General features: G+C 63.0%; 21 protein-coding genes and 2 pseudogenes. 15 read left to right on the top strand and 8 right to left on the bottom strand.

Going from position 1 to position 21,011, the window contains the following annotated elements:
* Positions 1–13: 13 nt before the first annotated feature.
* The gene (locus tag HB778_RS33650; RefSeq protein ID WP_183460126.1) at positions 14–1,327 is read left to right on the top strand and encodes a homoserine dehydrogenase; all 1,314 of its coding nucleotides are present in this window, start codon (positions 14–16) and stop codon (positions 1,325–1,327) included.
* Between the two features lie 53 nt (positions 1,328–1,380).
* Here HB778_RS33650 and HB778_RS43575 read toward each other — a convergent pair whose 3' ends face one another.
* Positions 1,381–1,641: a hypothetical protein gene (locus HB778_RS43575; protein WP_432421223.1), complete on the bottom strand. Its 261-nt coding sequence runs from the start codon at positions 1,639–1,641 to the stop codon at positions 1,381–1,383.
* Between the two features lie 234 nt (positions 1,642–1,875).
* Between HB778_RS43575 and HB778_RS33640 the strand changes: the two genes are divergently transcribed.
* The 4 genes and pseudogenes from HB778_RS33640 to recJ all read left to right on the top strand — a co-directional run bounded on the left by HB778_RS33640 (position 1,876) and on the right by recJ (position 5,501).
* The gene (locus HB778_RS33640) at positions 1,876–2,043 is read left to right on the top strand and encodes a Thivi_2564 family membrane protein (RefSeq protein WP_095199965.1); all 168 of its coding nucleotides are present in this window, start codon (positions 1,876–1,878) and stop codon (positions 2,041–2,043) included.
* Positions 2,044–2,247: 204 nt separating this feature from the next.
* The gene (gene glpX / locus HB778_RS33635) at positions 2,248–3,231 is read left to right on the top strand and encodes a class II fructose-bisphosphatase (RefSeq protein WP_183460124.1); all 984 of its coding nucleotides are present in this window, start codon (positions 2,248–2,250) and stop codon (positions 3,229–3,231) included.
* Between the two features lie 73 nt (positions 3,232–3,304).
* Complete coding sequence (locus HB778_RS33630; protein WP_183460122.1) at positions 3,305–3,529, top strand: DUF6434 domain-containing protein; 225 nt, start codon at positions 3,305–3,307, stop codon at positions 3,527–3,529.
* 191 nt (positions 3,530–3,720) lie between these two features.
* A pseudogene (gene recJ / locus HB778_RS33625) lies at positions 3,721–5,501 on the top strand (single-stranded-DNA-specific exonuclease RecJ).
* 40 nt (positions 5,502–5,541) lie between these two features.
* Here recJ and HB778_RS33620 read toward each other — a convergent pair.
* From HB778_RS33620 to folE, 3 genes are all read right to left on the bottom strand, one after another.
* Positions 5,542–6,513 carry a patatin family protein gene (locus HB778_RS33620; RefSeq protein WP_183465311.1) on the bottom strand — a complete coding sequence of 324 codons (972 nt, stop codon included), beginning with the start codon at positions 6,511–6,513 and terminating at the stop codon, positions 5,542–5,544.
* A gap of 84 nt (positions 6,514–6,597) precedes the next feature.
* Positions 6,598–7,059: a phosphoribosyl-AMP cyclohydrolase gene (hisI, locus tag HB778_RS33615; protein WP_183460120.1), complete on the bottom strand. Its 462-nt coding sequence runs from the start codon at positions 7,057–7,059 to the stop codon at positions 6,598–6,600.
* Positions 7,060–7,101: 42 nt separating this feature from the next.
* A complete protein-coding gene (gene folE, locus HB778_RS33610) occupies positions 7,102–7,734 on the bottom strand; it encodes a GTP cyclohydrolase I FolE (protein WP_183460118.1) in 633 nt (210 codons plus the stop codon).
* A 240-nt stretch (positions 7,735–7,974) separates the two neighbouring features.
* On the opposite strand from folE, the gene HB778_RS33605 reads away from it, so the two are divergent.
* Entirely contained in the window at positions 7,975–8,421 is a 447-nt protein-coding gene (locus tag HB778_RS33605) for an iron-sulfur cluster assembly scaffold protein (protein WP_095199970.1), read from the top strand.
* On the opposite strand, the gene HB778_RS33600 is transcribed toward HB778_RS33605, so the two are convergent.
* Complete coding sequence (locus HB778_RS33600) at positions 8,418–9,326, bottom strand: LysR substrate-binding domain-containing protein (RefSeq protein ID WP_183460116.1); 909 nt, start codon at positions 9,324–9,326, stop codon at positions 8,418–8,420. The two genes, HB778_RS33605 and HB778_RS33600, sit on opposite strands and share 4 nt — an antisense overlap.
* 91 nt (positions 9,327–9,417) lie before the next feature.
* Between HB778_RS33600 and HB778_RS33595 the strand changes: the two genes are divergently transcribed.
* The 3 genes from HB778_RS33595 (at position 9,418) to blaOXA (ending at position 11,015) form a co-directional block, all read left to right on the top strand.
* Entirely contained in the window at positions 9,418–9,591 is a 174-nt protein-coding gene (locus HB778_RS33595; RefSeq protein WP_183460114.1) for a hypothetical protein, read from the top strand.
* A gap of 71 nt (positions 9,592–9,662) precedes the next feature.
* Positions 9,663–10,037, top strand: a complete 375-nt coding sequence (gene yidD, locus HB778_RS33590; protein ID WP_183465310.1) for a membrane protein insertion efficiency factor YidD — start codon at positions 9,663–9,665, stop codon at positions 10,035–10,037.
* A 150-nt stretch (positions 10,038–10,187) separates the two neighbouring features.
* Positions 10,188–11,015: a class D beta-lactamase gene (blaOXA, locus tag HB778_RS33585; RefSeq protein WP_183460112.1), complete on the top strand. Its 828-nt coding sequence runs from the start codon at positions 10,188–10,190 to the stop codon at positions 11,013–11,015.
* Between the two features lie 5 nt (positions 11,016–11,020).
* Here blaOXA and HB778_RS33580 read toward each other — a convergent pair.
* A pseudogene (locus HB778_RS33580) lies at positions 11,021–11,857 on the bottom strand (SAM-dependent methyltransferase).
* Positions 11,858–12,059: 202 nt separating this feature from the next.
* On the opposite strand from HB778_RS33580, the gene thrS reads away from it, so the two are divergent.
* The gene (gene thrS / locus HB778_RS33575; protein WP_183460110.1) at positions 12,060–14,036 is read left to right on the top strand and encodes a threonine--tRNA ligase; all 1,977 of its coding nucleotides are present in this window, start codon (positions 12,060–12,062) and stop codon (positions 14,034–14,036) included.
* An 82-nt stretch (positions 14,037–14,118) separates the two neighbouring features.
* Positions 14,119–15,057: a lysophospholipid acyltransferase family protein gene (locus tag HB778_RS33570; RefSeq protein ID WP_183460108.1), complete on the top strand. Its 939-nt coding sequence runs from the start codon at positions 14,119–14,121 to the stop codon at positions 15,055–15,057.
* Between the two features lie 23 nt (positions 15,058–15,080).
* Here HB778_RS33570 and HB778_RS33565 read toward each other — a convergent pair whose 3' ends face one another.
* Positions 15,081–16,043 (bottom strand): hypothetical protein, encoded by a 963-nt coding sequence (locus HB778_RS33565; protein ID WP_183460106.1) that lies wholly within the window; start codon positions 16,041–16,043, stop codon positions 15,081–15,083.
* A 155-nt stretch (positions 16,044–16,198) separates the two neighbouring features.
* Between HB778_RS33565 and HB778_RS33560 the strand changes: the two genes are divergently transcribed.
* Both HB778_RS33560 and HB778_RS33555 read left to right on the top strand, forming a co-directional pair.
* On the top strand, positions 16,199–16,783 hold the full coding sequence (locus HB778_RS33560; protein WP_183460104.1) for a nitroreductase family protein: 585 nt from the start codon (positions 16,199–16,201) through the stop codon (positions 16,781–16,783).
* Positions 16,784–17,392, top strand: a complete 609-nt coding sequence (locus tag HB778_RS33555; RefSeq protein ID WP_183460102.1) for a flavin reductase family protein — start codon at positions 16,784–16,786, stop codon at positions 17,390–17,392.
* 18 nt (positions 17,393–17,410) lie between these two features.
* On the opposite strand, the gene HB778_RS33550 is transcribed toward HB778_RS33555, so the two are convergent.
* Positions 17,411–18,121: a TetR/AcrR family transcriptional regulator gene (locus HB778_RS33550; protein ID WP_183460100.1), complete on the bottom strand. Its 711-nt coding sequence runs from the start codon at positions 18,119–18,121 to the stop codon at positions 17,411–17,413.
* A gap of 139 nt (positions 18,122–18,260) precedes the next feature.
* Between HB778_RS33550 and HB778_RS33545 the strand changes: the two genes are divergently transcribed.
* Positions 18,261–18,935, top strand: a complete 675-nt coding sequence (locus HB778_RS33545; protein WP_183460098.1) for a methyltransferase family protein — start codon at positions 18,261–18,263, stop codon at positions 18,933–18,935.
* 167 nt (positions 18,936–19,102) lie between these two features.
* A complete protein-coding gene (locus HB778_RS33540) occupies positions 19,103–21,004 on the top strand; it encodes a CASTOR/POLLUX-related putative ion channel (RefSeq protein ID WP_183460096.1) in 1,902 nt (633 codons plus the stop codon).
* Positions 21,005–21,011 lie beyond the last annotated feature (7 nt).

Below are 21,011 nucleotides of genomic sequence, written 5' to 3'. Positions count from 1 at the left end.
GACGTCGCCTTCCATGGCTGAAGCTCTGCGTGTTGGAATTGCCGGACTTGGCACGGTCGGTGCATCGGTGGCGCGTGTGCTGCGCGACAAGGCAGCGGAACTGACCCGGCAATGCGGGCGCGACATTGTCGTGTCGGCGGTTTCGGCGCGCGATCCGAAGCGCGACCGTGGCGTCGATGTCAGTTCGGCGAAATGGTTCGACGATCCGGTCAAGATGGCGCAGACCGCCGATATCGACGTTTTCATCGAGCTGATTGGCGGCGATGAAGGGCCGGCGCGCCTGTCGGTGAAGGCGGCGCTCGAAGCCGGCCGCCATGTCGTCACCGCCAACAAGGCGCTGCTCGCCAAGCATGGCGTGGCGCTGGCCGAGATCGCCGAGAAGAAGGGCGTGCTGCTCAACTACGAGGCGGCGGTGGCGGGTGGCATTCCCGTCATCAAGACGATGCGCGAGGCGATGGCCGGCAACTCGGTCACCCGCGTCTTCGGCATCCTCAACGGCACCTGCAACTACATTCTGACCCGCATGGAGGCCGAGGGCATCTCGTTCGATGCCTGCCTGAAGGACGCGCAACGGTTGGGTTACGCCGAGGCCGATCCGACCTTCGATATCGAGGGCCATGACACCGCGCACAAGCTGTCGATCCTGACCAGCCTTGCCTTCGGCACCAAAATCGCCGCCAACGACATCTATATGGAAGGCATTTCCAACATCACCCAGGCCGACATCCGCGCGGCCGGCGATCTCGGCTACCGGATCAAGCTGCTCGGCGTCGCCCAGCGCACCGAAAGCGGCATCGAGCAGCGCGTGCACCCGACCATGGTGCCGACGGCCTCCGTCATCGCGCAGGTGCACGGCGTCACCAATGCGGTGGCGATCGAGACCGACATCCTCGGCGAACTGTTGCTCTCCGGTCCCGGCGCCGGCGGCAACGCCACCGCCTCGGCCGTCATCGGCGACGTCGCCGACATCGCCAAGAGCCGGCCCGGTTTCCAGCACGGCCCGGTCTTCGGCCGGCCGGCGAAGGAGCTCAGGCCCTACAAGAAAGCGCAGATGCGCAGCCATGCCGGAGGCTATTTCATTCGGCTGACCGTGCATGATCGCATCGGCGTCTTTGCCGCGATCGCCAAGCGCATGGCCGACAACGATATTTCGCTGGAATCGATCGTCCAGCACGCGGTCAATGGCGAGGCCGAGGCGCAGAAGACAGTGATCCTGGTGACGCACGAGACCACCGAGGCTGCCGTGCGCAAGGCCGTCGACGGCATCACCAAGGACGGCCATCTGACCGACAAGCCGCAGGTCATCCGCATCGAGCGGGCAGGGTAGCTCCGTCTCCGGGGAAGAATCCCCGCCGGCCTTGCGGTCGATCCGATTGGCGATCAGCCGCGAATAGACCGGAACGAAATCGTTGCAGCACCGTTCTCTTGGTCAGCAACCAAGGGAGCCGCTTCATGGCCGATACCAACAAATCCGACACGCCAGGCATCGACGATATCCAGAAAACCCTGGAAAAGCAGATCGCCGAGTTGCGCAAGGAAATCACCAAGATCAACAAGAGCATTTCGGCGCGGGGCGCGGAAATGCTCGATGACGCCAGCGAGCAGGCTTCGGATTTTTACGAAACGGCGCGGCGCGCGCATCGCGCACGGCACAGCAGCTGCGCAGCCAGGCCCAGGCGGTCTCGGAAGTCGCGCGAGAAAATCCGGGCACGACAACCGCCGTGGTCGGCGTGATCGGCCTGCTCGGCTTTCTGGCCGGAATCGCCGTCGGCCAGTCGTTGAACAACGACACATCGCGCCGCTGGTACTGAAAGCGTCGGTCTTGAGTCGGCATTGCCGGCTCCCGTTTTAGGAAATCATTTCTAGGAGGGCATCGTGGCTTCATCCATGTTGATCGGCATTCTGATCACATTTCTCGTCATCATTCTCGTTCTCTATCTGGTGCAGCGCCTGCCGCTCGACGCCAGGATGCGACAGATCGTGCAGGTTATCGTCATCATCATCGGCATCATTTCGCTGCTCAAATACCTTGCGGTTTTCTAGATCGCGAGACCAACAGTTTGGGCGTCTTCAAGGCGGCCCGGTCGTTTGCGACCGGGCCGCAATCTTGTTGGGAATACGGTTCAATCGATTGATATTGCTGGCCTTTCGATAAAACTTGCGGCAGGTCTTGCCGTTGTCATGCTCGTTTGACAAAACAGGCGCGCCTCCGGCGGGAGGCGCTACGCGAACGAGGATTTCCCGAAAATGAATGTGGCCCAGAACATTGTCGCCGGCCTGGACCGGATACTCACCATGGAACTGGTGCGCGTCACCGAACGGGCCGCTGTCGCGGCCGCCAGGCTGCGCGGCCGCGGTGATGAGAAGGCTGCCGACCAGGTCGCGGTCGACGCCATGCGCCAGGAGCTCAACTGCCTGGCCATCAAGGGCACGGTGGTGATCGGCGAGGGCGAGCGCGACGAGGCGCCGATGCTCTATATTGGCGAGGAGGTCGGCACCGGCAAAGGTCCGGCGGTCGACATAGCGCTCGATCCGCTCGAAGGCACGACGATCTGCGCGAAGAACCTGCCCAACGCGCTTGCCGTCATCGCCATCGCCGAGAAGGGCAGCCTGCTGTTCGCGCCCGACGTGTACATGGACAAGATCGCCATTGGGCCGGGCTATGCCGAAGGCGTCATCAATATCGATGCCTCGCCGGCCGAGAACATCGCGAGCCTGGCCCGGGCCAAGGGCGTCGCGGTGTCCGATATCACCACTTGCATCCTCGACCGGCCGCGCCACGCCAAGCTGATCGATGCCGTGCGCGCCACGGGCGCGGCGATCCGGCTGATCGGTGACGGCGACGTCGCCGGCGTCATCCACACCACCGACCCGGAAGAAACCGGCATCGATATCTATCTCGGCACCGGCGGCGCGCCGGAAGGCGTGCTGGCTGCGGCTGCGCTGCGCTGCACCGGCGGCCAGATGCAGGGCCGGCTGATCCTCGACACACCCGAGAAGATGGCCCGCGCGGCGAAGATGGGGATTTCCGATCCGAAGCGGATCTATCACGCGGAAGACATGGCGCGCGGCGACGTGCTGTTCGCTGCCACCGGCGTCACCGACGGCAACATGCTGGCCGGCGTCAAGTTCGGCCGCACCTACATCACCACGCACACGATCGTGCTGCGCTCCTCGTCACGCACCGTGCGCGAGATCAAGGCCCGGCACCAGGATCTGGATAAGTTCTAGAGCAGCTTGCGAAGCCGCACCGCAGTTGCTAGCCCATGGCTGCATCTGAACCCTGGCCGCGCAAGGATTGACGATGAATGCGTTCGACTGGCACGCGGATCCGATTTCGCGTGCCACGCCCATCACGAAATCCTATCGCAACACCCAGAATGTGCGCCGCTTTTTCACCCGCGAATGCGGCGATACGTTCAGGTTCGACCGGCCTTTCATGGCCTGGCTCAAGGACGGTCTGGAAAAGACGATGGGGGATGCAGCCGACGAATGGATCCGGCGCCAGGCTGAAAAGCGGAAAGCGTAGTTTTTCTTGAATTTTCCTGCGACGCCACCCGCCGCGAACCGTTTGGCTTTGCCCGCCTTTGGCCCTGAGGCGGACCGCGTTCTCGCGAGGCGCTTCAGCCTGTTGCTTGTGCGTGTCGTTATCCCAAAACCGCTGCACACATTTTGGGCGATATGCACTATCCTGCTGCCAACCATAGATTGGCAGAGCGCATGATGGGCGACAGGCGCCTCTTCCTCGATGTCAGGCAGTCGGCGACCGGTCTCTCCTGGGAGCACCGGCTGACCGAACGCCAGGACATGGTCGCGCTTGCCATCGCGCAAGGCCATGGCGTGCCCGACATCGTCGCGCGCGTGCTGGCCGGACGCGGCGTTACCGCCGATGAGACCGAGCGGTTCCTCGATCCGACGATCCGCGACCTGTTGCCCAATCCGGCCTCGCTGACCGACATGGACAAGGCAGCCACCCGCATCGCCGCGGCAGTGATGGCGAGGGAAAAGGTGGCGATCTTCGGTGACTACGATGTCGATGGCGCCGCCTCGTCGGCCTTGCTGAAGCGGTTCCTGGCGCATTTCTCCATACCGTCGGAAATCTATATTCCGGACCGTATCTTCGAGGGTTACGGCCCCAATCCAGATGCCATGCGCGAACTGGTCTCGCGCGGCGCAACGCTGATCGTCACCGTCGATTGCGGCACCAACAGTGCCGTGTCGGTCGATGCGGCCAATGAAGCCGGCGCCGATGTCGTGGTGCTCGACCACCATCAGGTCGGCGGCGCCTTGCCGGCGGCGATCGCCGTCGTCAATCCGAACCGCGACGACGATCTTTCCGGGCAGGGCCATCTGTGTGCCGCCAGTGTTGTCTTCCTCACCTTGGTGCAGACCGCAAAAGTCCTGCGTGGCCTGAGCGATGCCGCGCCGCCCGACCTGCTTTCGCTGCTCGATCTCGTGGCTCTCGCTACCGTTTGCGATGTGGTGCCGCTCACCGGCGTCAATCGCGCTTTCGTCGTCAAAGGGCTGCAAATGGCGCGCCAACAGAAGAACGAAGGCCTGGCCGCGTTGGCGCGGGTTTCCCGTATTGGCGAACCGATTAGCACCTTTCATCTCGCCTATCTGATCGGTCCACGTATCAACGCCGGCGGGCGCATCGGCGATGCCGCTCTCGGCAGCCGGCTGCTTGCGACGGACGATCCGGTCGAGGCCCGGACCATCGCCGAGACGCTCGACCGGCTGAACCAGGAGCGGCAGCTGATGGAACAGGAGATGCTGGCGCGGCGCGTGCCGAGGCCGATGCCGAGCTCGCCGGCGGCAACGGCCCGGCAATCGTCGTCACCGCCAGCAACAATTGGCATCCCGGCATTGTCGGCCTGCTCGCCTCGAGGCTGAAGGATCATGCGCGCCGGCCGGCTTTCGCCATCGCTTTCAACGCCATTGGCATCGGCACCGGCTCGGGCCGTTCGGTGTCGGGCTTCGACCTCGGGCGGCTGGTGCGCGAAGCCGCCGATGCCGGGCTGATCGTCAAGGGCGGCGGCCATGGCATGGCGGCCGGCATCACGGTGGAACGCGCCAGGCTGGGTCAGCTCAGGGCGTTCTTCGAGGAGCGAGCGGCTGCCGACGTGTTTCGGTTACAGGACGAGGAGAGCCTGGCGATCGACGGCGCGCTTGCCGCCGAAGGCGCGACGCTCAGCCTGCTCGATGCGCTGGAAAAGGCCGGTCCCTTCGGCGCCGGCCACGTTGCGCCGGTTTTCGTGCTGCCGCGCCACCGGCTGGCCGACGCCCGGCCGGTCGGCACCAACCACATCCGCTGCGAATTGCAGTCGGACAGCGGCGGCCGCATCCAGGCGATCGCCTTTCGTGCCGTCGATACGGTGCTTGGCGAATTCCTGTTCAAGAACCGCGGCAAGACCGTGCATGTCGCCGGCTCGCTGTCGGGCAATCATTGGAACGGCAACCGCACCGTGCAATTCCGCATTGTCGACGCGGCAAGGGCGTAGCTGCGTCTGAATCTATAAAGCTTGGTTGGCCGATGCGTAACTAGGCGAGAACAGTCTGCAGCCGGGTCAGTTCGCCGATCTGCGCCATCGTCGCCTGGTAGCCGAGCTGGATCGCCTCATCGGCGCGATGGAACTCGGTCAAGCCGATATGGCTGAGTTTCGGCTGCAGCGACATGTCGGGCGGATCGCCGGCAAGCCTGGCGCGCGAGATGCGGTCCTGGATGATGTTGAAGGCCTCGACCATGACGCCGGTGATGCCGAGGCGGCTCTGATGCGACTGGTGCTCGGCGTCGACACGGCCGGCGCGCGGCGCGTCTTTTTCGATAACCAGTTCGCCGGCGCTGTGCTTTATCACGGCAGCGCGGCCGAACAGATCATAGTGGAGGTTGACCGCCACCACGAGCGGCTGCTCGTAGGCGCGGCAGACCGATACCGGCACCGGATTGACCAGCGCGCCGTCGACCAGCATGCGGCCGTTGCAGTTCACCGGCTCGAACACGCCAGGCAATGCGTAGGACGCGCGCATGGCCGTGATCAGCGAGCCGCTCGACAGCCAGATCTCGTGGCCAGTACGGATTTCCGATGCGACGCTGACAAAGGGTTTTGGCAGGTCCTCGAAACGGATGCCGTTCACATGTTCGCGCAGACGGGCGTCGAGCTTCATGCCGCCGAACAGGCCGCTGCCGCGCAGATTGAGATCGAGCAGGCCGAAAATGCGCCGCTTGGTCAGGCTGCGGGCGAACTCTTCCAGCTCGTCCAGTTTGCCGGCGAGATAACAGCCGCCGACCAGTGCGCCGATCGAGGTGCCGGCGATCATCGAAACTTCAATGCCGGCTTCATCGAGCGCGCGCAGCACGCCGATATGAGCCCAGCCCCTGGCGCAACCACCGCCCAGAGCGAGCGAAATGCCTGTTTTCTTGGGAGATTTCGTATCGGAAGCGCCGCCGTGAGAGGTCAGGCCGTTGGCCTCCCTGACATCTGGTCTGTTCCGCAATGACGCCCACTCGAGCATCATGATCTCCCTTGTCCCAAGGCTAATATACGGACGGGCCGTATCGAAATGATGAATCTGTGTGGTTGGTGTGAAGTAGAAGGTTCAAGCTGACGGCTTTCGATACGTGTTTTCCGCATCGAACAGCGGCTTGCTGCCGTCGTCAAGAAGCGTCCCCTTGCCGTCGACCAGGCCCACCGTCCGATAAAAGCATGAACGCCGGCCGGTGTGACAGGTTGCGTCGTGGCCCAATACTTTGACGCGCAGCCACAATGCGTCCTGGTCGCAGTCGGTGCGCATCTCGACGACGTGCTGGAAATTGCCCGAGGTTTCGCCCTTCTTCCAAAGCGCGTTGCGCGAGCGTGACCAGTAGTGGGCGATGCCTGTTTCCAGCGTCAGCGCCAATGCCTGCGCATTCATATGCGCGACCATCAGCAGGATGCCGTCTTCGGCGTCGGTGACGACGACCGTGACAAGGCCGGCCGCATCGAAGCGCGGTGAAAACACCGCGCCTTCCTCCAGGGCCTTCTTGTCTGACGTAGCTTTGGGAAATTCCAGTGCCGACATCGCCGGTCTATTTTCCTGTTGACCGTGACGCCGGTGAGGGGCTTACGCCCCGCCGCGCACCATGGTGACGAAACGAACCTGCTCCTCGGGCGTATCCTTGAAGACGCCGGTGAAGGTGGAGGTGAGCGTGGTGGAACCCTGCTTGCGGATGCCGCGCATGGCCATGCACATATGCTCGGCCTCGATCATGACGGCGACGCCGCGAGGGTTGAGCACATCCTGGATGACGCTGGCGATCTGCGCGGTCAGCGCTTCCTGCGTCTGCAGGCGATGGGCAAAGATATCGACCACGCGCGCGATCTTGGACAGGCCGACGACCTTGCCATCCGGCAGGTAGCCGACATGCGCCTTGCCGATGATCGGCACCATGTGGTGCTCGCAATGCGAATGGAACTGAATATCCCTAACGATGACGAGATCGTCGTAGCCGGCGACCTCCTCGAAGGTGCGGCCGAGTTCCTCGGCCGGGCACATGTCGTAGCCGCCGAACATTTCGCGGTAAGCCTTGGCCACGCGCTTGGGCGTATCGATCAGCCCCTCGCGGTCCGGATTGTCGCCGGTCCAGCGCAGCAACGTGCGCACGGCGGCCTCGACTTCGGCTTCGCTCGGCCGGTCGGTGACCGGCTTTTCCATGTAGGCGGACTGGGGCATGAATTTCTTGATGACGGCATCCATAAAAGGCGTCTCCCGTAGTTCCTCTCCAAGGAGGAACGAGTTGAACGGACCACGACCTTTCGGTGTCGGAAACTCGCCCCGTTTCCAGCCCCGTAAGCGGCGTGAACTTCCCGGCCAGGACAGCGGCGCTCATCGCCTTGTCGTTACCGGACTGCCAGCATTATATAAGGTCGTAGCGAGCGAAAGGAAGACGCAACAGCGGCAATCGCTGTTCGCTTGGCGGCGACGGATTGGAAAATAATGATCAACGACGTCTATAACGCGAAAATTCTCGGCTTTGCCGGAAACATCGCCCGCATCGGCCGGCTCGATCATCCTGACGCGACCGCCAAGGCGCATTCCAAGCTTTGCGGCTCGACCGTTACCGTCGATCTCAAGATGGCGGACGGAGTGGTCACGGACTTCGCCCATGACGTGAAGGCATGCGCGCTCGGCCAGGCGTCGTCCTCGATCATGGCGCAGCACGTCGTCGGTGCGAGTGCCGAGGAATTGCGCACGGTGCGCGACACCATGTTGAAGATGCTGAAGGAAAATGGCGCACCGCCCGAGGGGCGCTTCGCCGACCTGAAGTATCTGGAGCCGGTGCGCGACTACAAGGCACGCCATGCCTCGACCATGCTGACCTTCGACGCGGTGGTCGACGCGATCGGCCAGATCGAAAAGAAGCGCGCCGAAGAAGCGGCTTAGACTTGGGCGGCCGGTGGTCCGGCGCGAAGCTCTTCGACAAGCCAGTCCACAAAAATCTCGGCCTGTCGGCTAAGACGCTGGAAGTCAGGGGCGACAAGCCAATACGCGCCATAGGGGACTTCCATTTCGAATGGCCGGACCAAGAGACCGGCTCGAAGATCAGCACCGTTCAGGATGCGGTCGCCCAAAGCGACGCCGTGCCCGAGTTTCGCGGCCTGCATGGCAAGCGCGGCGTCCGTGTAAAGCGGTCCTCTCTGGAGGGCGAGCTCCGGAAGGCCCATTGCCTGAAACCAGCTCGCCCAGCCATCGCGATTGTAGTCATGGAGCAAGGTGTAGTGCCGCAGGTCGGCCGGTGATGTCAGGGGCGCGCCCGAGGCGAGCAATCCCGATGCCAGGACCGGCGTCACCAGCACGTCGACCAAATGCCGCGCTTCCGTGCGTGGCCAGGACCGGGCATGCGCTCCGTATCGAATCGCGATTTCTGCTTCGTGTCCACGAAACTCTATGAGCCGGGAGTCCGCGTCGACTGAAATGTCGATCTCGGGATGGCGTTGCTGGAACGAATTGAGCCGCTGTATCAGAAATTCGCCCGCAAAGGACGGCTCGACGCTGACCCGCAACGGACTCTGAGCCGGCTTGCTGACGATTTCCGACAGCCGACGGTCGATGTCGTCAAAGCTGGTGGTCAACTGATCGAGGAGATTTTGCCCTGTTTCCGTCAGTTCGACTCGGCGGTGAAGCCGCTCGAACAGCGGCTTGCCGGTCAGCGTTTCCAATTCCCTTATCTGCCGGCTGATCGCCGCCTGCGAGACGAACAGCTCCTCGGCGGCCTTGCTGAAACTCAGGTGCCGGCCGGCCGCCTCGAAACTCCTCAATGCCGTCAACGGCAGGCGTCCGCGCTTCATTTCGCATAATCCAGGGTTATCCGAAGTGGAAATTATACTCGTTTGAAGGCCAAGGCCAGCGGCGGTCTAATCGCGTCAAAGGAGACCGATCATGATCCAGTTGCTAAGCATCTTCGGTGATGTCATGCGGATCGCAACGTTCCAATGGCGCGACGACAGGCACCATGCAAAGCGCAGCGAGGAGCCGGCCGGCACCGGCCGCTGGGCGCCTCCTGTCGACAGGCAGCCGTTTCGCCGCTCCCGCCCGTGGCAACACGGCGGATAAGGGCGGAGGGATTGCGTTCTCCCGACGAAGCTCACATCTATCGCGAGGAAGAACGCGATACGGAGACTGCGGTGCACGACCCGCATGGGCATGCCCAAACTGCCAGACCGCCAGGGCGCGGCCGCAACTGGCCCGGCCCGTGGCGCAAGACGCCCGGCCGGCTCCTCGGCACCTCGCTTGTGCGCCTCTACCAGCTGACGCTGTCCGGCTTTGTCGGCAATTCCTGCAGGCATTTTCCGACCTGTTCGGAATATGCGCATGAGGCGATCGCCCGCCATGGCCTGTGGGCCGGCGGCTGGATGGGATTTTTCCGGGTTCTGCGCTGCGGGCCGTTCGGCACGCATGGCATCGATTTGGTGCCGGAAGTGCTGGCGGACCGTTATGTCTGGTTCATGCCGTGGCGGTACTGGCGGATCGGCCGCAAGCACGCCGAAACGAAGGCATGATTGCACCGGCCACGCCTCGGGCGGCAGCGCATGTTTACGATCCGGTAGGGTTAACACAAGCCTGCACAAAGACTGCGCATTTGAGACAAAATCGAGACAAGAGACCTCGCTAAGCCCGCTCGCGAACACCCTTTTCTGGAGCGAGCATCAATGCGTAACATCGACCGTCTTCCCTTTATCCTGGCTGGAGTCCTTTTCCTGCTCGCCTGGCTGCTGGGGTTCCCGATGCGCGCGCAATCGGCGCCGCTTGGGGATGTCCAGTGCACGCTGATCGCCGATGCAGCAACCGGCAAGACACTCTACCAGGACGGCACCTGCGACCAGCGCTTCAGCCCGGCCTCGACGTTCAAGGTGCCGCTTTCGCTGATCGGCTATGATGCCGGGATCCTGAGCGACGAGCACACGCCGAGCTGGGATTACAAGCCCGAATTCAATGCGGTGAAACGGGATCAGAAGACCGTCGATCCGGTGATCTGGGAACGTGATTCGATTCTCTGGTATTCCCGCGAGATTACGCGCCGGCTCGGGGCAGAAAACTTTGCCGGCTATGTCTCGAAACTCGACTACGGCAACAACGACGTTTCCGGCAATCCCGGCAAGAATGATGGCCTGACCCATTCCTGGGTGAATTCCTCGCTCAAGATCACGCCGGTCGAGCAGGTTGATTTCCTGCGCAAGCTGCTTGCCCGCAAGCTGCCGGTCTCGGCCAAGGCCTACGACATGACGTCAGCGATCATCCCGACATTCCAGGCTGGTGGCTGGACGGTGCAGGGCAAGACCGGCAGCACCAGGCTGGCCAACGATGCCGACAAGATCAAGGACAAGCGTTCGCTCGGCTGGTTCGTTGGCTGGGCAAAGAAGGACGGCCAGCAGATCGTCTTTGCGCGCCTGGTTGTCGATGCCACCCGCACCGACGTGCCAAAAGGCCTCAAGACGCGGGCGGCGTTCCTGAAAGACCTGCCGCTGCTGGTGAAGTAACCCGGTCAGGCGGTTCGGCGGGCACGGATGATGTGGCCGCCGGAATTGCTCGTCATTCCCCTCGGTGCTCCGGAAAAGCGGGCGGCGATATCGCCGCTCTCGATATCTTCGATCTCGTCGAAGCCGAGCTTGCCCAAGGATTTCGCCAGCTCAGTCGGAACGAAGAAGCTGATCCATGGCTCCCCCGACAGAAGCGACACGCGCCGCATGGAAGGCCAGCGCCGCCTGTCCCGCCGCATCGCGGTTCTCAGCCGGTTCGCTATAGTCGAACACGACCTCCGAGCCGGGGACACCGGCTATCCAGGACAGCGTGTTGAAGATCGCTTCCTTCGTTAGATACGGCACGACCCCAAGCCACATGAAGAAGCTCGGCTCGGTCGACGGCAAACCGGCGCGGCCAGTTGCGTAGACAGGCTTTGCCGCTCGAAATCGACCGGTACGAATGTGGTGGCGGCTGGCTCGGCAAGACCGCTATCGGCAATGCATTTGCGTTTCCAGGCTTGCGTGGCCGGATGGTCGACTTCGAAGACGCTGAGATCAGGATACGGATTGCGCAGCGAAAACGTGTCGAGGCCGGCGCCAAGCACGACGAGCTGACGGACGCCGCGACGCACCGCCGCCCTCAGCCAGTCCTCGGCGAAGCGGGCGCGCGCCGCCACGAACAGGCGCATGCGCCGGCGGCGCTCGTCCTCTTGTTCAAGCTCCTGTGCCGTGGGCGCAGCTTCACCCAGAATCGCGATCGCGTAGGGATCGCGAAACAACCCTGCCTGCGGCGAAAATTGGTGCAGAGCCCTCATACGGGCGACGCCAAGGGCGGTTCGGCTGGGTGTTGCGTTTTCCATGTGGACAATTCCAGACGATTGCGGGGATATTCGCAAGCCTGGGCGGCGGGCCTGCGACATCCCTGCAGACATTTCCTGACGGCCAGGCCAATCAGCGCTCTTTACCTGACGCGGCACTGCCTCTAAAACCCGCCCGCTTGCCGGACGCATCCGGCCCCCACGACCACCCGCGCTCGTTTGCGGGACTGGATAGGAGAACCATATGCTGAATTCCGTTTCCCTGACATTTCCCGATGGCACCGTCCGCGACTACGACGCGGCGATGACTGGTGCCGGCCTTGCCGAATCGATCTCGAAGTCGCTGGCCAAGAAGGCCGTCGCCTACGCCATCGACGGCACCGTGCGCGACCTCTCCGACCCGCTCGGCAAGTCCGGCAAGGTCGAGATCATCACCCGCGACGATGCGCGCGCGCTGGAGCTTATCCGCCACGACACCGCCCACGTGCTGGCGGAAGCTGTCCAGGAATTGTGGCCGGGAACGCAGGTGACCATCGGGCCGGTGATCGAGAACGGATTCTACTACGACTTCGCCCGCAACGAGCCGTTCACGCCGGACGACTTTCCGGTGATCGAAAAGAAGATGCGCGAGATCATCGCGCGCAACAAGCCGTTCACCAAGGAGGTCTGGTCGCGCGACCGGGCGAAAAAGGTCTTCGCCGACAAGGGCGAGCGCTACAAGCTCGAGCTGATCGACGCCATTCCCGAGGATCAGGATCTCAAGATCTACGCGCAGGGCGACTGGTTCGACCTCTGTCGTGGCCCGCACATGGCCTCGACCGGGCAGATCGGCAACGCCTTCAAGCTGATGAAGGTGGCCGGCGCCTATTGGCGTGGCGATTCGAACAACCCGATGCTGACGCGCATTTACGGCACGGCCTGGGCCGACCAGGCGCAGCTCGAAGCCTACCAGACGATGCTGGAGGAGGCCGAGAAACGCGACCACCGCAAGCTTGGCCGCGAGATGGACCTGTTCCATTTCCAGGAAGAGGGGCCGGGCGTCGTCTTCTGGCATGCCAAGGGCTGGAAGATGTTCCAGAACCTGGTCAACTACATGCGCCGCCGTCTCGACGAGCAAGGCTACCAGGAGGTCAACGCTCCGCAGGTTCTGGACAAGAGCCTGTGGGAAACCTCAGGCCATTGGGGCTGGTATCGCGACGCCATGTTCAAGGTGACGGTCGCCGGCGATGATACCGACGATGACCGGGTCTTCGCGCTGAAGCCGATGAACTGCCCAGGCCATGTGCAGATTTTCAAGCATGGGTTGAAGTCTTATCGCGATCTGCCCGTAAAACTTGCAGAATTCGGCAATGTGCATCGCTACGAACCATCAGGCGCGCTGCACGGGTTGATGCGCGTGCGCGGCTTCACGCAGGATGATGCGCATATCTTCTGTACCGAGGAGCAGCTGGCATCGGAATGCCTGCGCATCAACGATTTGATCCTGTCGACCTATGCCGATTTCGGTTTCGACGAAATCAGCGTCAAGCTGTCGACGCGGCCGGACAAGCGTGTCGGCACCGACGAGGCCTGGGATCATGCGGAGGCGATCATGGGCAGCGTTCTGGAGACGATCAGGACTAGGTCCGGCAACCGGATCAAGACCTCGATCAATCCGGGCGAGGGCGCCTTCTACGGGCCGAAGTTCGAATATGTGCTGAAGGACGCCATTGGCCGTGAATGGCAGTGCGGCACGACGCAGGTCGATTTCAACCTGCCGGAACGGTTTGGGGCCTTCTACATTGGCTCGGATTCGGAGAAGAAGCAGCCGGTCATGGTGCACCGCGCCATCTGCGGTTCGATGGAGCGTTTCCTCGGCATCCTGATCGAGAACTATTCCGGCCATTTCCCGCTGTGGTTTGCGCCGCTGCAGGTGGTGGTGGCGACGATCACCTCCGAGGCGGACGGCTATGCGACCGAGGTGGTGGCAAAGCTGAAGGCTGCCGGGCTTCTGGCGGAAGCCGATCTGCGCAACGAGAAGATCAACTACAAGGTCCGTGAGCACTCGCTGGCCAAGGTGCCGGTCATCCTCGTCTGCGGCAAGCGCGAGGCGGAGGAACAGACGGTCAACATGCGCCGGCTTGGCTCGCGCGACCAGGAATCGCTTGGGCTTGTCGAGGCGATCGAACGGCTGACCGAAGAAGCGGTGACGCCGGACCGCAGGCGCAAACGCGCTGCCTGATCCGCATGGTCCCAGGAATGGCGGTGGAGCGATCCACCGCCATTTTCATATCCCTGTCACGCCGATCTTGTAACGAATCGCTATGCTCAAGCTGAAATTGCGCGAAAAACCATTTCCCGAACTTTCCTACGCCAATCCGCACCAACCGGTGCTAACGCGCTGGGTCATCCATTCCATTGAAGGCCTGTCGGGGCGCGACCGTTATGCCGCGCTCTATGATTTCTGGCGCCGTCAGGTGGTGCCATCGGGCGAGCGCGTGTTCAGCCGCATGCTCGACCTGATCGACGTGCGGATACGGACCGCCGACCAGTGGCCGCCCGCGCCATTGCCGGACACACCGCTGGTGATCGTGGCCAACCATCCGTTCGGCATTGGCGACGGCATCGCCGTGCTCTCATTGGTGGAGCAACTGGGGCGGCCATTCCGGGTTATGATCCACAAGGATCTGCTCAAGATCCGCGAGATGGAGCCCTATTCGCTGCCGATCGATTTTTCCGAGACCAAGGAAGCGCTGAAGAACAACATGGCCGTGCGCCACGAGGCGGTGCGGCTGCTGAAGGAGGGCGTCACCATCGTGGTGTTTCCCGCCGGTGGTGTCGCCACCGCGCCGAAAGGCTTTGGCCGGGCGCGCGACCTGCCATGGAAGATGTTTCCGGCACGCCTGGTTCAGGATGCCAAGGCGTCCGTCATTCCGATGCATTTTTCCGGACAGAACGGCAGGCTGTTCCATCTGGTCAGCGGGCCGATGAACATGGCTGAACGCGACGGCCGCGTCGCCAAATTCGTCGGCAAGGCCTCGCTGACACTGCGCCTTTCGATGCTCATCCACGAATTCGCGCGGCTGTCCGGCAAGGCGATCGATGTACGCGTCGGCGAGGTGCTGAGCTGGAGCGAACTGGAGCCGCTGCGTGACCGCAAGCTGTTGCTGGAGCGGCTTTACCGCGGCGTGTTCGACCTCGCGCCGCAGCTGCCGCGCCGCCGGATTCCCTTCCTGCCGGCACGCATCAAGCTGGCAGCCTGAGATCGGGAGCATACGGCTGAAGGCTAATCCGCGCCTTCTTCCGGATCCATCGCCGCGGCTTCGGTGGCGAGAACCTCGATTTCCTGGTTCTGTCCGGCCACCACCGTGAAATCCTTCTGGTAGATGCGGTCGCGGTTCTTGGCGATGATGGTGTAGTCGCCCTCGGCAAGCACCATCGAGGCGAAGGCGCCGACAGTCTCCTTGATCGGATCGCCGGATTCGTTGAGCAGCGACCAGGACGTGTCGGCGATGGCTTCGCCGCCGGTCTCGCGCACCAGCTTCATCGTGATCTCGGCGGCGTGATGCTCGACGGTGGCTTCGGTCAGTTTGCCGGCCTCGACGCGAATGTCGGAGCGGATGACCGCGTTGACCGCGCCATAGGTCGAGACGACGTGGTAGATGCCGGCATTGAGCCGCACGACGCTGTTTGGCTCGACATCGGGAATGATCAGCGCGCGGTCGCCATTGGCCTCGGCGGTGCCCTCATAGATCGAAAAGCGCAGTTTCTTCGGCGGAATGCGCACGCCGCCGGACAAGACCGCGTCGAGCTTCAGGCCGCCGGCATCGAGCACCAGGCTTTCCCGCTTGGCTTCCTTGCCGACAGTGATGCGCTTGGTGGCGCCGGCGCGGCCATAGGAGGCATGAACCAGATAGCTGCCGGGCTCGAGTTGGAAGACGGCGCTGCCGCCATGCGCGGAGGCGACCATCGGCAATTTGCCGTTGACGGCTTCGGGCTTGAAGACACGCCAGACGAGGCCGCGGGTGATGTCGGTGCCCTTGTCGGTCAATTGGGCTGACAAGGTGATGGAGCCACCGCCGCCAAGCGCCAGCGGAGTTTCGCTCTTCGGCGTCGCATAGCTCGAAATTCCGGGAAGTTTCAGGTCGCTGACGCCGTCCTTTTGCTGCGCAGCAGCCATGGAGACCGGCAGCAGGAACAGCGCGGCGCAGAGCCAGACCAGGAAAAGACGCAGTCGCCCCTCAAACATGCCTTGCGTTGAAGCCCATGGCGGTGGCAATTTCAAGGCTTAAGAGTCCAATTGATGACTCTTCAGCCCGGCGCTTGCGCGCCTTTGCCCGAGCCGCCCGAATTCCCGATGGTGCGCTTCAGCTCAAAGCAGAGTGTTTCAGGAGACTTGCGCCCATGGCGTCGCCGATCATCGACTTCCTGCTGAGCCGAAATTCAGCGCCGATTCCGGACCTCAAGGAGCCGGCGCCCAGCGACGCCGATATCGCAATGATGATTGCCGCCGCCACGCGCGTGCCCGACCATGGCCGGCTCGAACCCTGGCGCTTCATCGTCTATCGCGGCGATGCCCGCATCGAGATCGGCAGGAAGCTGGCGGCGCTTGCCGAACAGCGGGAAGGGCCGTTGCCCGAAGGCCGCCGCAACCAGGAACTGGCGCGCTTTTCGCGCGCGCCGCTGGTGATCGGCGTGGTGTCGGTGCCGAAGGAGAATCCCAAGATCCCGCAATGGGAAATGTTCCTGTCCGGCGGCATGGCGGCGATGAATCTGATGATTGCTGCCAACGCGCTGGGCTATGGCACCAACATGATCAGCAACTGGTATTCCGACGTGCCGGAGGGCAGGGCGATCCTCGGACTGGCGTCGCAGGAGCGCGTCGTCGGTTTCATCCATATCGGCTCTTATGCCGGCCCGGCGCCGGAGCGGCCGCGGCCTGATCCTGCAAAACTCTATGCCGATTACTCAGGACCCTGGGTGGGCTGAATGTTCTACGAGCCGTCCAAAGGGCACGGGCTGCCGCATGATCCGTCGAAGGCGATCGTGGCGCCGCGCCCGATCGGCTGGATATCGACGCTGAACAAGGCCGGCGAGATCAATCTCGCGCCATACTCGTTCTTCAATGCGGTTTCGACGCGACCGTTCATCGTCTGGTTTTCCTCTGAGGGCGAGAAAGACAGCGCCTCCTTCGCCCAGGAGACCGGCGAGTTCGTCGCCAATCTGGTCTGCCGCGATCTTGCGGAGAAGATGAATTACACGTCGGTCAACGCGCCGCGTGGCGTCAACGAGTTCGTTTACGCCGACCTCGCCATGGCGCCTTCACGTCTCGTCAGGCCGCCGCGCGTGGCGGCAGCGCCGGCCGCACTGGAATGCCGGGTGACCGAAGTGTTTCGCCCAAAGGCGCTAGACGGAACCCCGACGAGCGCCGTCATCGTCGCCGGTGAGGTGGTCGGCGTGCACATCGACGACGCCTTTCTGAAAGACGGCCTGTTCGACATCACCAAGGCCGGCAATGTCGCCCGTCTCGGCTACATGGACTATGCCAGCGTCGACGAGGTCTTTTCGATGCGCCGGCCACGCTGGGGTAAGGAGTAGGTTTCAGGACCTGGCAGGTCACCCTGCTTTGTCGGCTTTCCGTCGGGCTGTCATGACGGTTCTGATATAGCCGGGCTCTCCGATCCGAATGCTGCCGTCGGGAAGGCCGAGGATGCGGTCGAGAGCGATCTCGTAGAGCCTGACGCGTTTCTCCAGGACTTCGATCGCGATCTCCATATCGGCGTCGCTGCCGCCGGCGATCGCCTTGGCGACGACGTCATGCGTGGCCAAGCCGAACTGCATGACGATGTCGGCGACGCCCTCGGGATCGAAGGTCCTGAAAGTGCCGTCTTCGACACCTTGCCGGATGATCTTGACCAACAGGGGTGAAAACGACGCGCTGGCCGCCAGGTTGATGCGGTGGAACAGCACCAGATTCTCCTGCCGAAACATCGTCTCGAAAAGAGCCCAGGCCTCCGCCGCGGTCTCGATCTTGGCCTGCCGCGACTGGCTGAGCAGGCCATTCAGGCGGCCAAGCGGGCCGAGGCCGGGATCGTCGACTATGCCCTGAACCCCAGCCAGTGCCTGTCTGGCGAAGCGGTCGGCCAGTGCTTCGAGAAGAGCCTCCTTGGAAGGGAAGTAGTGATAGAAGGCGCCCTTCGAGATGCCGGCGGAGGCAATCACGTCGTTGAGGCTCGCTCTGTCATAGCCCTGCGTCACGAACAGTGCCTGGGCATGGTCCAAAATGTCTTCTCGCCTGAGTTCCGGATGCTTGATGACACGGGGCATGACGAAACCTTCTGCACGCGATGGCCGTTCCCGTCCAGCACGGGATAGGCCGCTTGAATTATAGACCACTGGTCGGTATGATAGACCATTGGTCTACTTCAGCCAATGCCGGCGAGGGGCATACCGTGGACGGTGGATCATGATCGCGAAATTGGTTCTTCAGACATTCATCTGGTTCGGCGCCATGGGCGCCTTGCTCTTCCTGTCGGCCGGCACGCTTGCCTGGCCGGGTGCCTGGATCTACCTGGTGGTGATGGTCGGGCTCAGTCTTACCATGGGTGTGGCGCCGGCGCGGCGCGATCCAGGCCTGATGAATGAGCGGCTGAGCCCTCCCATCCAGAAGAACCAGGCCGCGGCCGACAAGGTCCTGCTCTCCATACTGCTCATCGCCATCTTTGGCTGGCAGATCTTCATGGGGTTCGACTTCCGTTTCGGCTGGTCGGCGGTTCCCGTTTGGGCGCAGGTGGTTGGCGCGCTGGTCCTGCTGGTCGGCATCTGGATCTGCTACCTGACCATGCTGGAGAACAGTTTCGCGGCGCCGGTGGTGAAGATCCAGGACGAACGCGGACAGCGCGTGATCACCACCGGGCCTTACAGCTATGTCCGCCACCCGATGTATGCCGGCGCCATCCTCTTCTTCGCCGGCACGGCACTCCTGCTTGGCTCGTGGTGGGGACTGGCATTGGTGCTCGTGTTCGTCGTTCTCCTGGCCATCCGCACCTTCATCGAGGAGAAAACGCTTCGCACCGGACTGCGCGGCTATGATGACTACGCAGCCAGGGTGCGCTACCGCCTGATCCCGATGGTCTGGTAGCGGCCTCACCAGCCGCGTGCGGCAGGTTTGCCACCACGGAAGGAATCCTTAGCCGTGACCACGCGAAAAGCGATTCCCCTTCCCCCAAACACAGGTTAAGAGAGCGGCTTCGGCGTTGCGCTGGGGTTGGCGCATCGGCCTTGGGGATAGTGCGGGGCACCGGCGGCATGAAGAAACGAGACTCGCTGGGAACCCGGCTGCGCTACGGCTTCGACAAGAGCATGGCCGCCGGCCCGATCGCGCTGATCGGCTGGCTTGCCGTCGTTTCCCTGCTGATCATCATCGCCGCCGCGGCTTTCCTTGCGGTGACCCGTATCGCGCCGGAGGGCGGCGAGCCGCTGGGCTTCTTCGAAGCGTTCTGGGAATCGCTGATGCGCACGCTCGATTCCGGCACGATGGGCGGCGACACCGGCTGGGCCTTCCGCCTCGTCATGCTGGTCGTCACGCTTGCCGGCATCTTCGTCGTGTCGGCCCTCATCGGCGTGCTTAGCGCCGGCGTCGACGGCAAGCTCGATGAATTGCGCAAGGGCCGTTCGCGCGTGCTCGAGGCCGACCACACCATCATCCTCAACTGGTCGCCGTCGATCTTCGACGTTATCTCCGAACTCGTGATTGCCAATGCCAGCCGCCGGCGGCCGCGCATCGTCGTCATGGCCAATATGGACAAGGTCGCGATGGAGGATGAGATCGCGGCCAAGGTTGGCAAACTGGGCAACACGCGCATCATCTGCCGCAGCGGCGATCCGACCGATCTCTATGATCTCGCCATCGTCAATCCGCAGAGTTCGCGGTCGGTCATCGTGCTGTCGCCGGACGGCGACGATCCGGATCTGCAGGTCATCAAGACGGTGCTGGCGCTGGTCAACGACCCGAACCGGCGCAGCGACCCCTACAACATCGCCGCCGAGATTCGCGATGGCAAGAATGCCGAGGTCGCCCGGGTCGTCGGCGGGGCCGAGGTGCAGCTGGTGCTGGCCGATCAGCTGATCTCGCGCATCGTCGTGCATTCGAGCCGTCAGTCGGGCCTCAGCGGTGTCTATTCGGAGCTGCTCGATTTCGACGGCTGCGAAATCTATACGATCGAGCAGCCTGATCTTACCGGCAAGACCTTCGGCGAGGCAGTGATGGCGTATGAGCACTGCGCGCTGATCGGGCTTTGCGACCAAAAGGGGAGCGTCAATCTCAACCCGCCGTCAGAGCTGGTGATCGGTGGGGATATGCGCGCCATTGTCATCGCCGAGGACGATGCCGCGATCAAGCTCGGCAGCACCGGGATCAAGATCGACGCGGCAGCGATTCGTGGCCCCCGGCCCGTCGAGGCGAAGCCGGAGCGCACGCTGATCCTCGGCTGGAACCGGCGCGGGCCGATCATCACCTATGAACTGTCGCGCTACGTCGCGCCCGGTTCGATCCTGACCATCGCCGCCGACACGCCAGGCCTCGAGCAGGAAGTCGCCGGACTGCCGGTCGCCGGCGACAATCTGTCGGTCTCCTGCCGCATCACCGACACGTCGAGCAGCACGGCGCTTTCAAACCTGGACGTGCCGTCCTACGACCACGTACTCGTCCTCGGCTACAGCGAAACCATGGCCGCGCAGCCTGCCGATACGCGCACGTTGGTGACGCTGCTGCATCTGCGCAAGATCGCCGATGATACCGGCCTGCACATCTCCATCGTCAGCGAGATGATCGACGTGCGCAATCGGGAGCTTGCGGCGGTGACCAAGGCCGATGATTTCGTCGTCAGCAACCGGCTGGTCAGCCTGATGTTGGCCCAGGCGTCCGAGAACCAGCACCTGGCTGCGATCTTCGATGATCTGCTCGACGAGCAGGGTTCTGAAATCTACATGCGTCCGGTCGCCGATTATGTCGCCATCGATCAGCCGGTAACCTTCTGGACGATTGCGGAGTCGGCGCGGTTGCGCGGCGAGATCGCCATAGGCTACCGGCGCATCCGCGCCGGAGATGCCGACCAGCGGGCACTGGGCGGCGTCACCGTCAATCCGCTGAAGTCGGAAGCGCTGGCCTATCTGCCGGAGGATCGGATCATCGTCCTGGCGCGGGACTAGAGCGTTT

It is taken from the genome of Mesorhizobium huakuii (assembly GCF_014189455.1).
Classification (GTDB): Bacteria; Pseudomonadota; Alphaproteobacteria; order Rhizobiales; family Rhizobiaceae; genus Mesorhizobium; species Mesorhizobium huakuii_A.
This window is presented reverse-complemented; position numbering and strand designations above follow the sequence as displayed.

Coding starts and splice junctions, on each gene's coding strand:
- HB778_RS43575 (WP_432421223.1), bottom strand. CDS start 1,641: ATGCGCGCGCCGCGCCGTTTCGTAAAAATCCGAAGCCTGCTCGCTGGC.
- HB778_RS33620 (WP_183465311.1), bottom strand. CDS start 6,513: ATGCTCGAGTGGGCGTCATTGCGGAACAGACCAGATGTCAGGGAGGCC.
- HB778_RS33550 (WP_183460100.1), bottom strand. CDS start 18,121: ATGCCCCGTGTCATCAAGCATCCGGAACTCAGGCGAGAAGACATTTTG.
- HB778_RS33555 (WP_183460102.1), top strand. CDS start 16,784: ATGTTCTACGAGCCGTCCAAAGGGCACGGGCTGCCGCATGATCCGTCG.
- blaOXA (WP_183460112.1), top strand. CDS start 10,188: ATGCGTAACATCGACCGTCTTCCCTTTATCCTGGCTGGAGTCCTTTTC.
- HB778_RS33650 (WP_183460126.1), top strand. CDS start 14: ATGGCTGAAGCTCTGCGTGTTGGAATTGCCGGACTTGGCACGGTCGGT.
- hisI (WP_183460120.1), bottom strand. CDS start 7,059: ATGTCGGCACTGGAATTTCCCAAAGCTACGTCAGACAAGAAGGCCCTG.
- thrS (WP_183460110.1), top strand. CDS start 12,060: ATGCTGAATTCCGTTTCCCTGACATTTCCCGATGGCACCGTCCGCGAC.
- HB778_RS33595 (WP_183460114.1), top strand. CDS start 9,418: ATGATCCAGTTGCTAAGCATCTTCGGTGATGTCATGCGGATCGCAACG.
- HB778_RS33600 (WP_183460116.1), bottom strand. CDS start 9,326: ATGAAGCGCGGACGCCTGCCGTTGACGGCATTGAGGAGTTTCGAGGCG.
- HB778_RS33570 (WP_183460108.1), top strand. CDS start 14,119: ATGCTCAAGCTGAAATTGCGCGAAAAACCATTTCCCGAACTTTCCTAC.
- HB778_RS33540 (WP_183460096.1), top strand. CDS start 19,103: ATGAAGAAACGAGACTCGCTGGGAACCCGGCTGCGCTACGGCTTCGAC.
- HB778_RS33560 (WP_183460104.1), top strand. CDS start 16,199: ATGGCGTCGCCGATCATCGACTTCCTGCTGAGCCGAAATTCAGCGCCG.
- glpX (WP_183460124.1), top strand. CDS start 2,248: ATGAATGTGGCCCAGAACATTGTCGCCGGCCTGGACCGGATACTCACC.
- HB778_RS33605 (WP_095199970.1), top strand. CDS start 7,975: ATGATCAACGACGTCTATAACGCGAAAATTCTCGGCTTTGCCGGAAAC.
- HB778_RS33545 (WP_183460098.1), top strand. CDS start 18,261: ATGATCGCGAAATTGGTTCTTCAGACATTCATCTGGTTCGGCGCCATG.
- HB778_RS33630 (WP_183460122.1), top strand. CDS start 3,305: ATGAATGCGTTCGACTGGCACGCGGATCCGATTTCGCGTGCCACGCCC.
- HB778_RS33565 (WP_183460106.1), bottom strand. CDS start 16,043: ATGTTTGAGGGGCGACTGCGTCTTTTCCTGGTCTGGCTCTGCGCCGCG.
- folE (WP_183460118.1), bottom strand. CDS start 7,734: ATGGATGCCGTCATCAAGAAATTCATGCCCCAGTCCGCCTACATGGAA.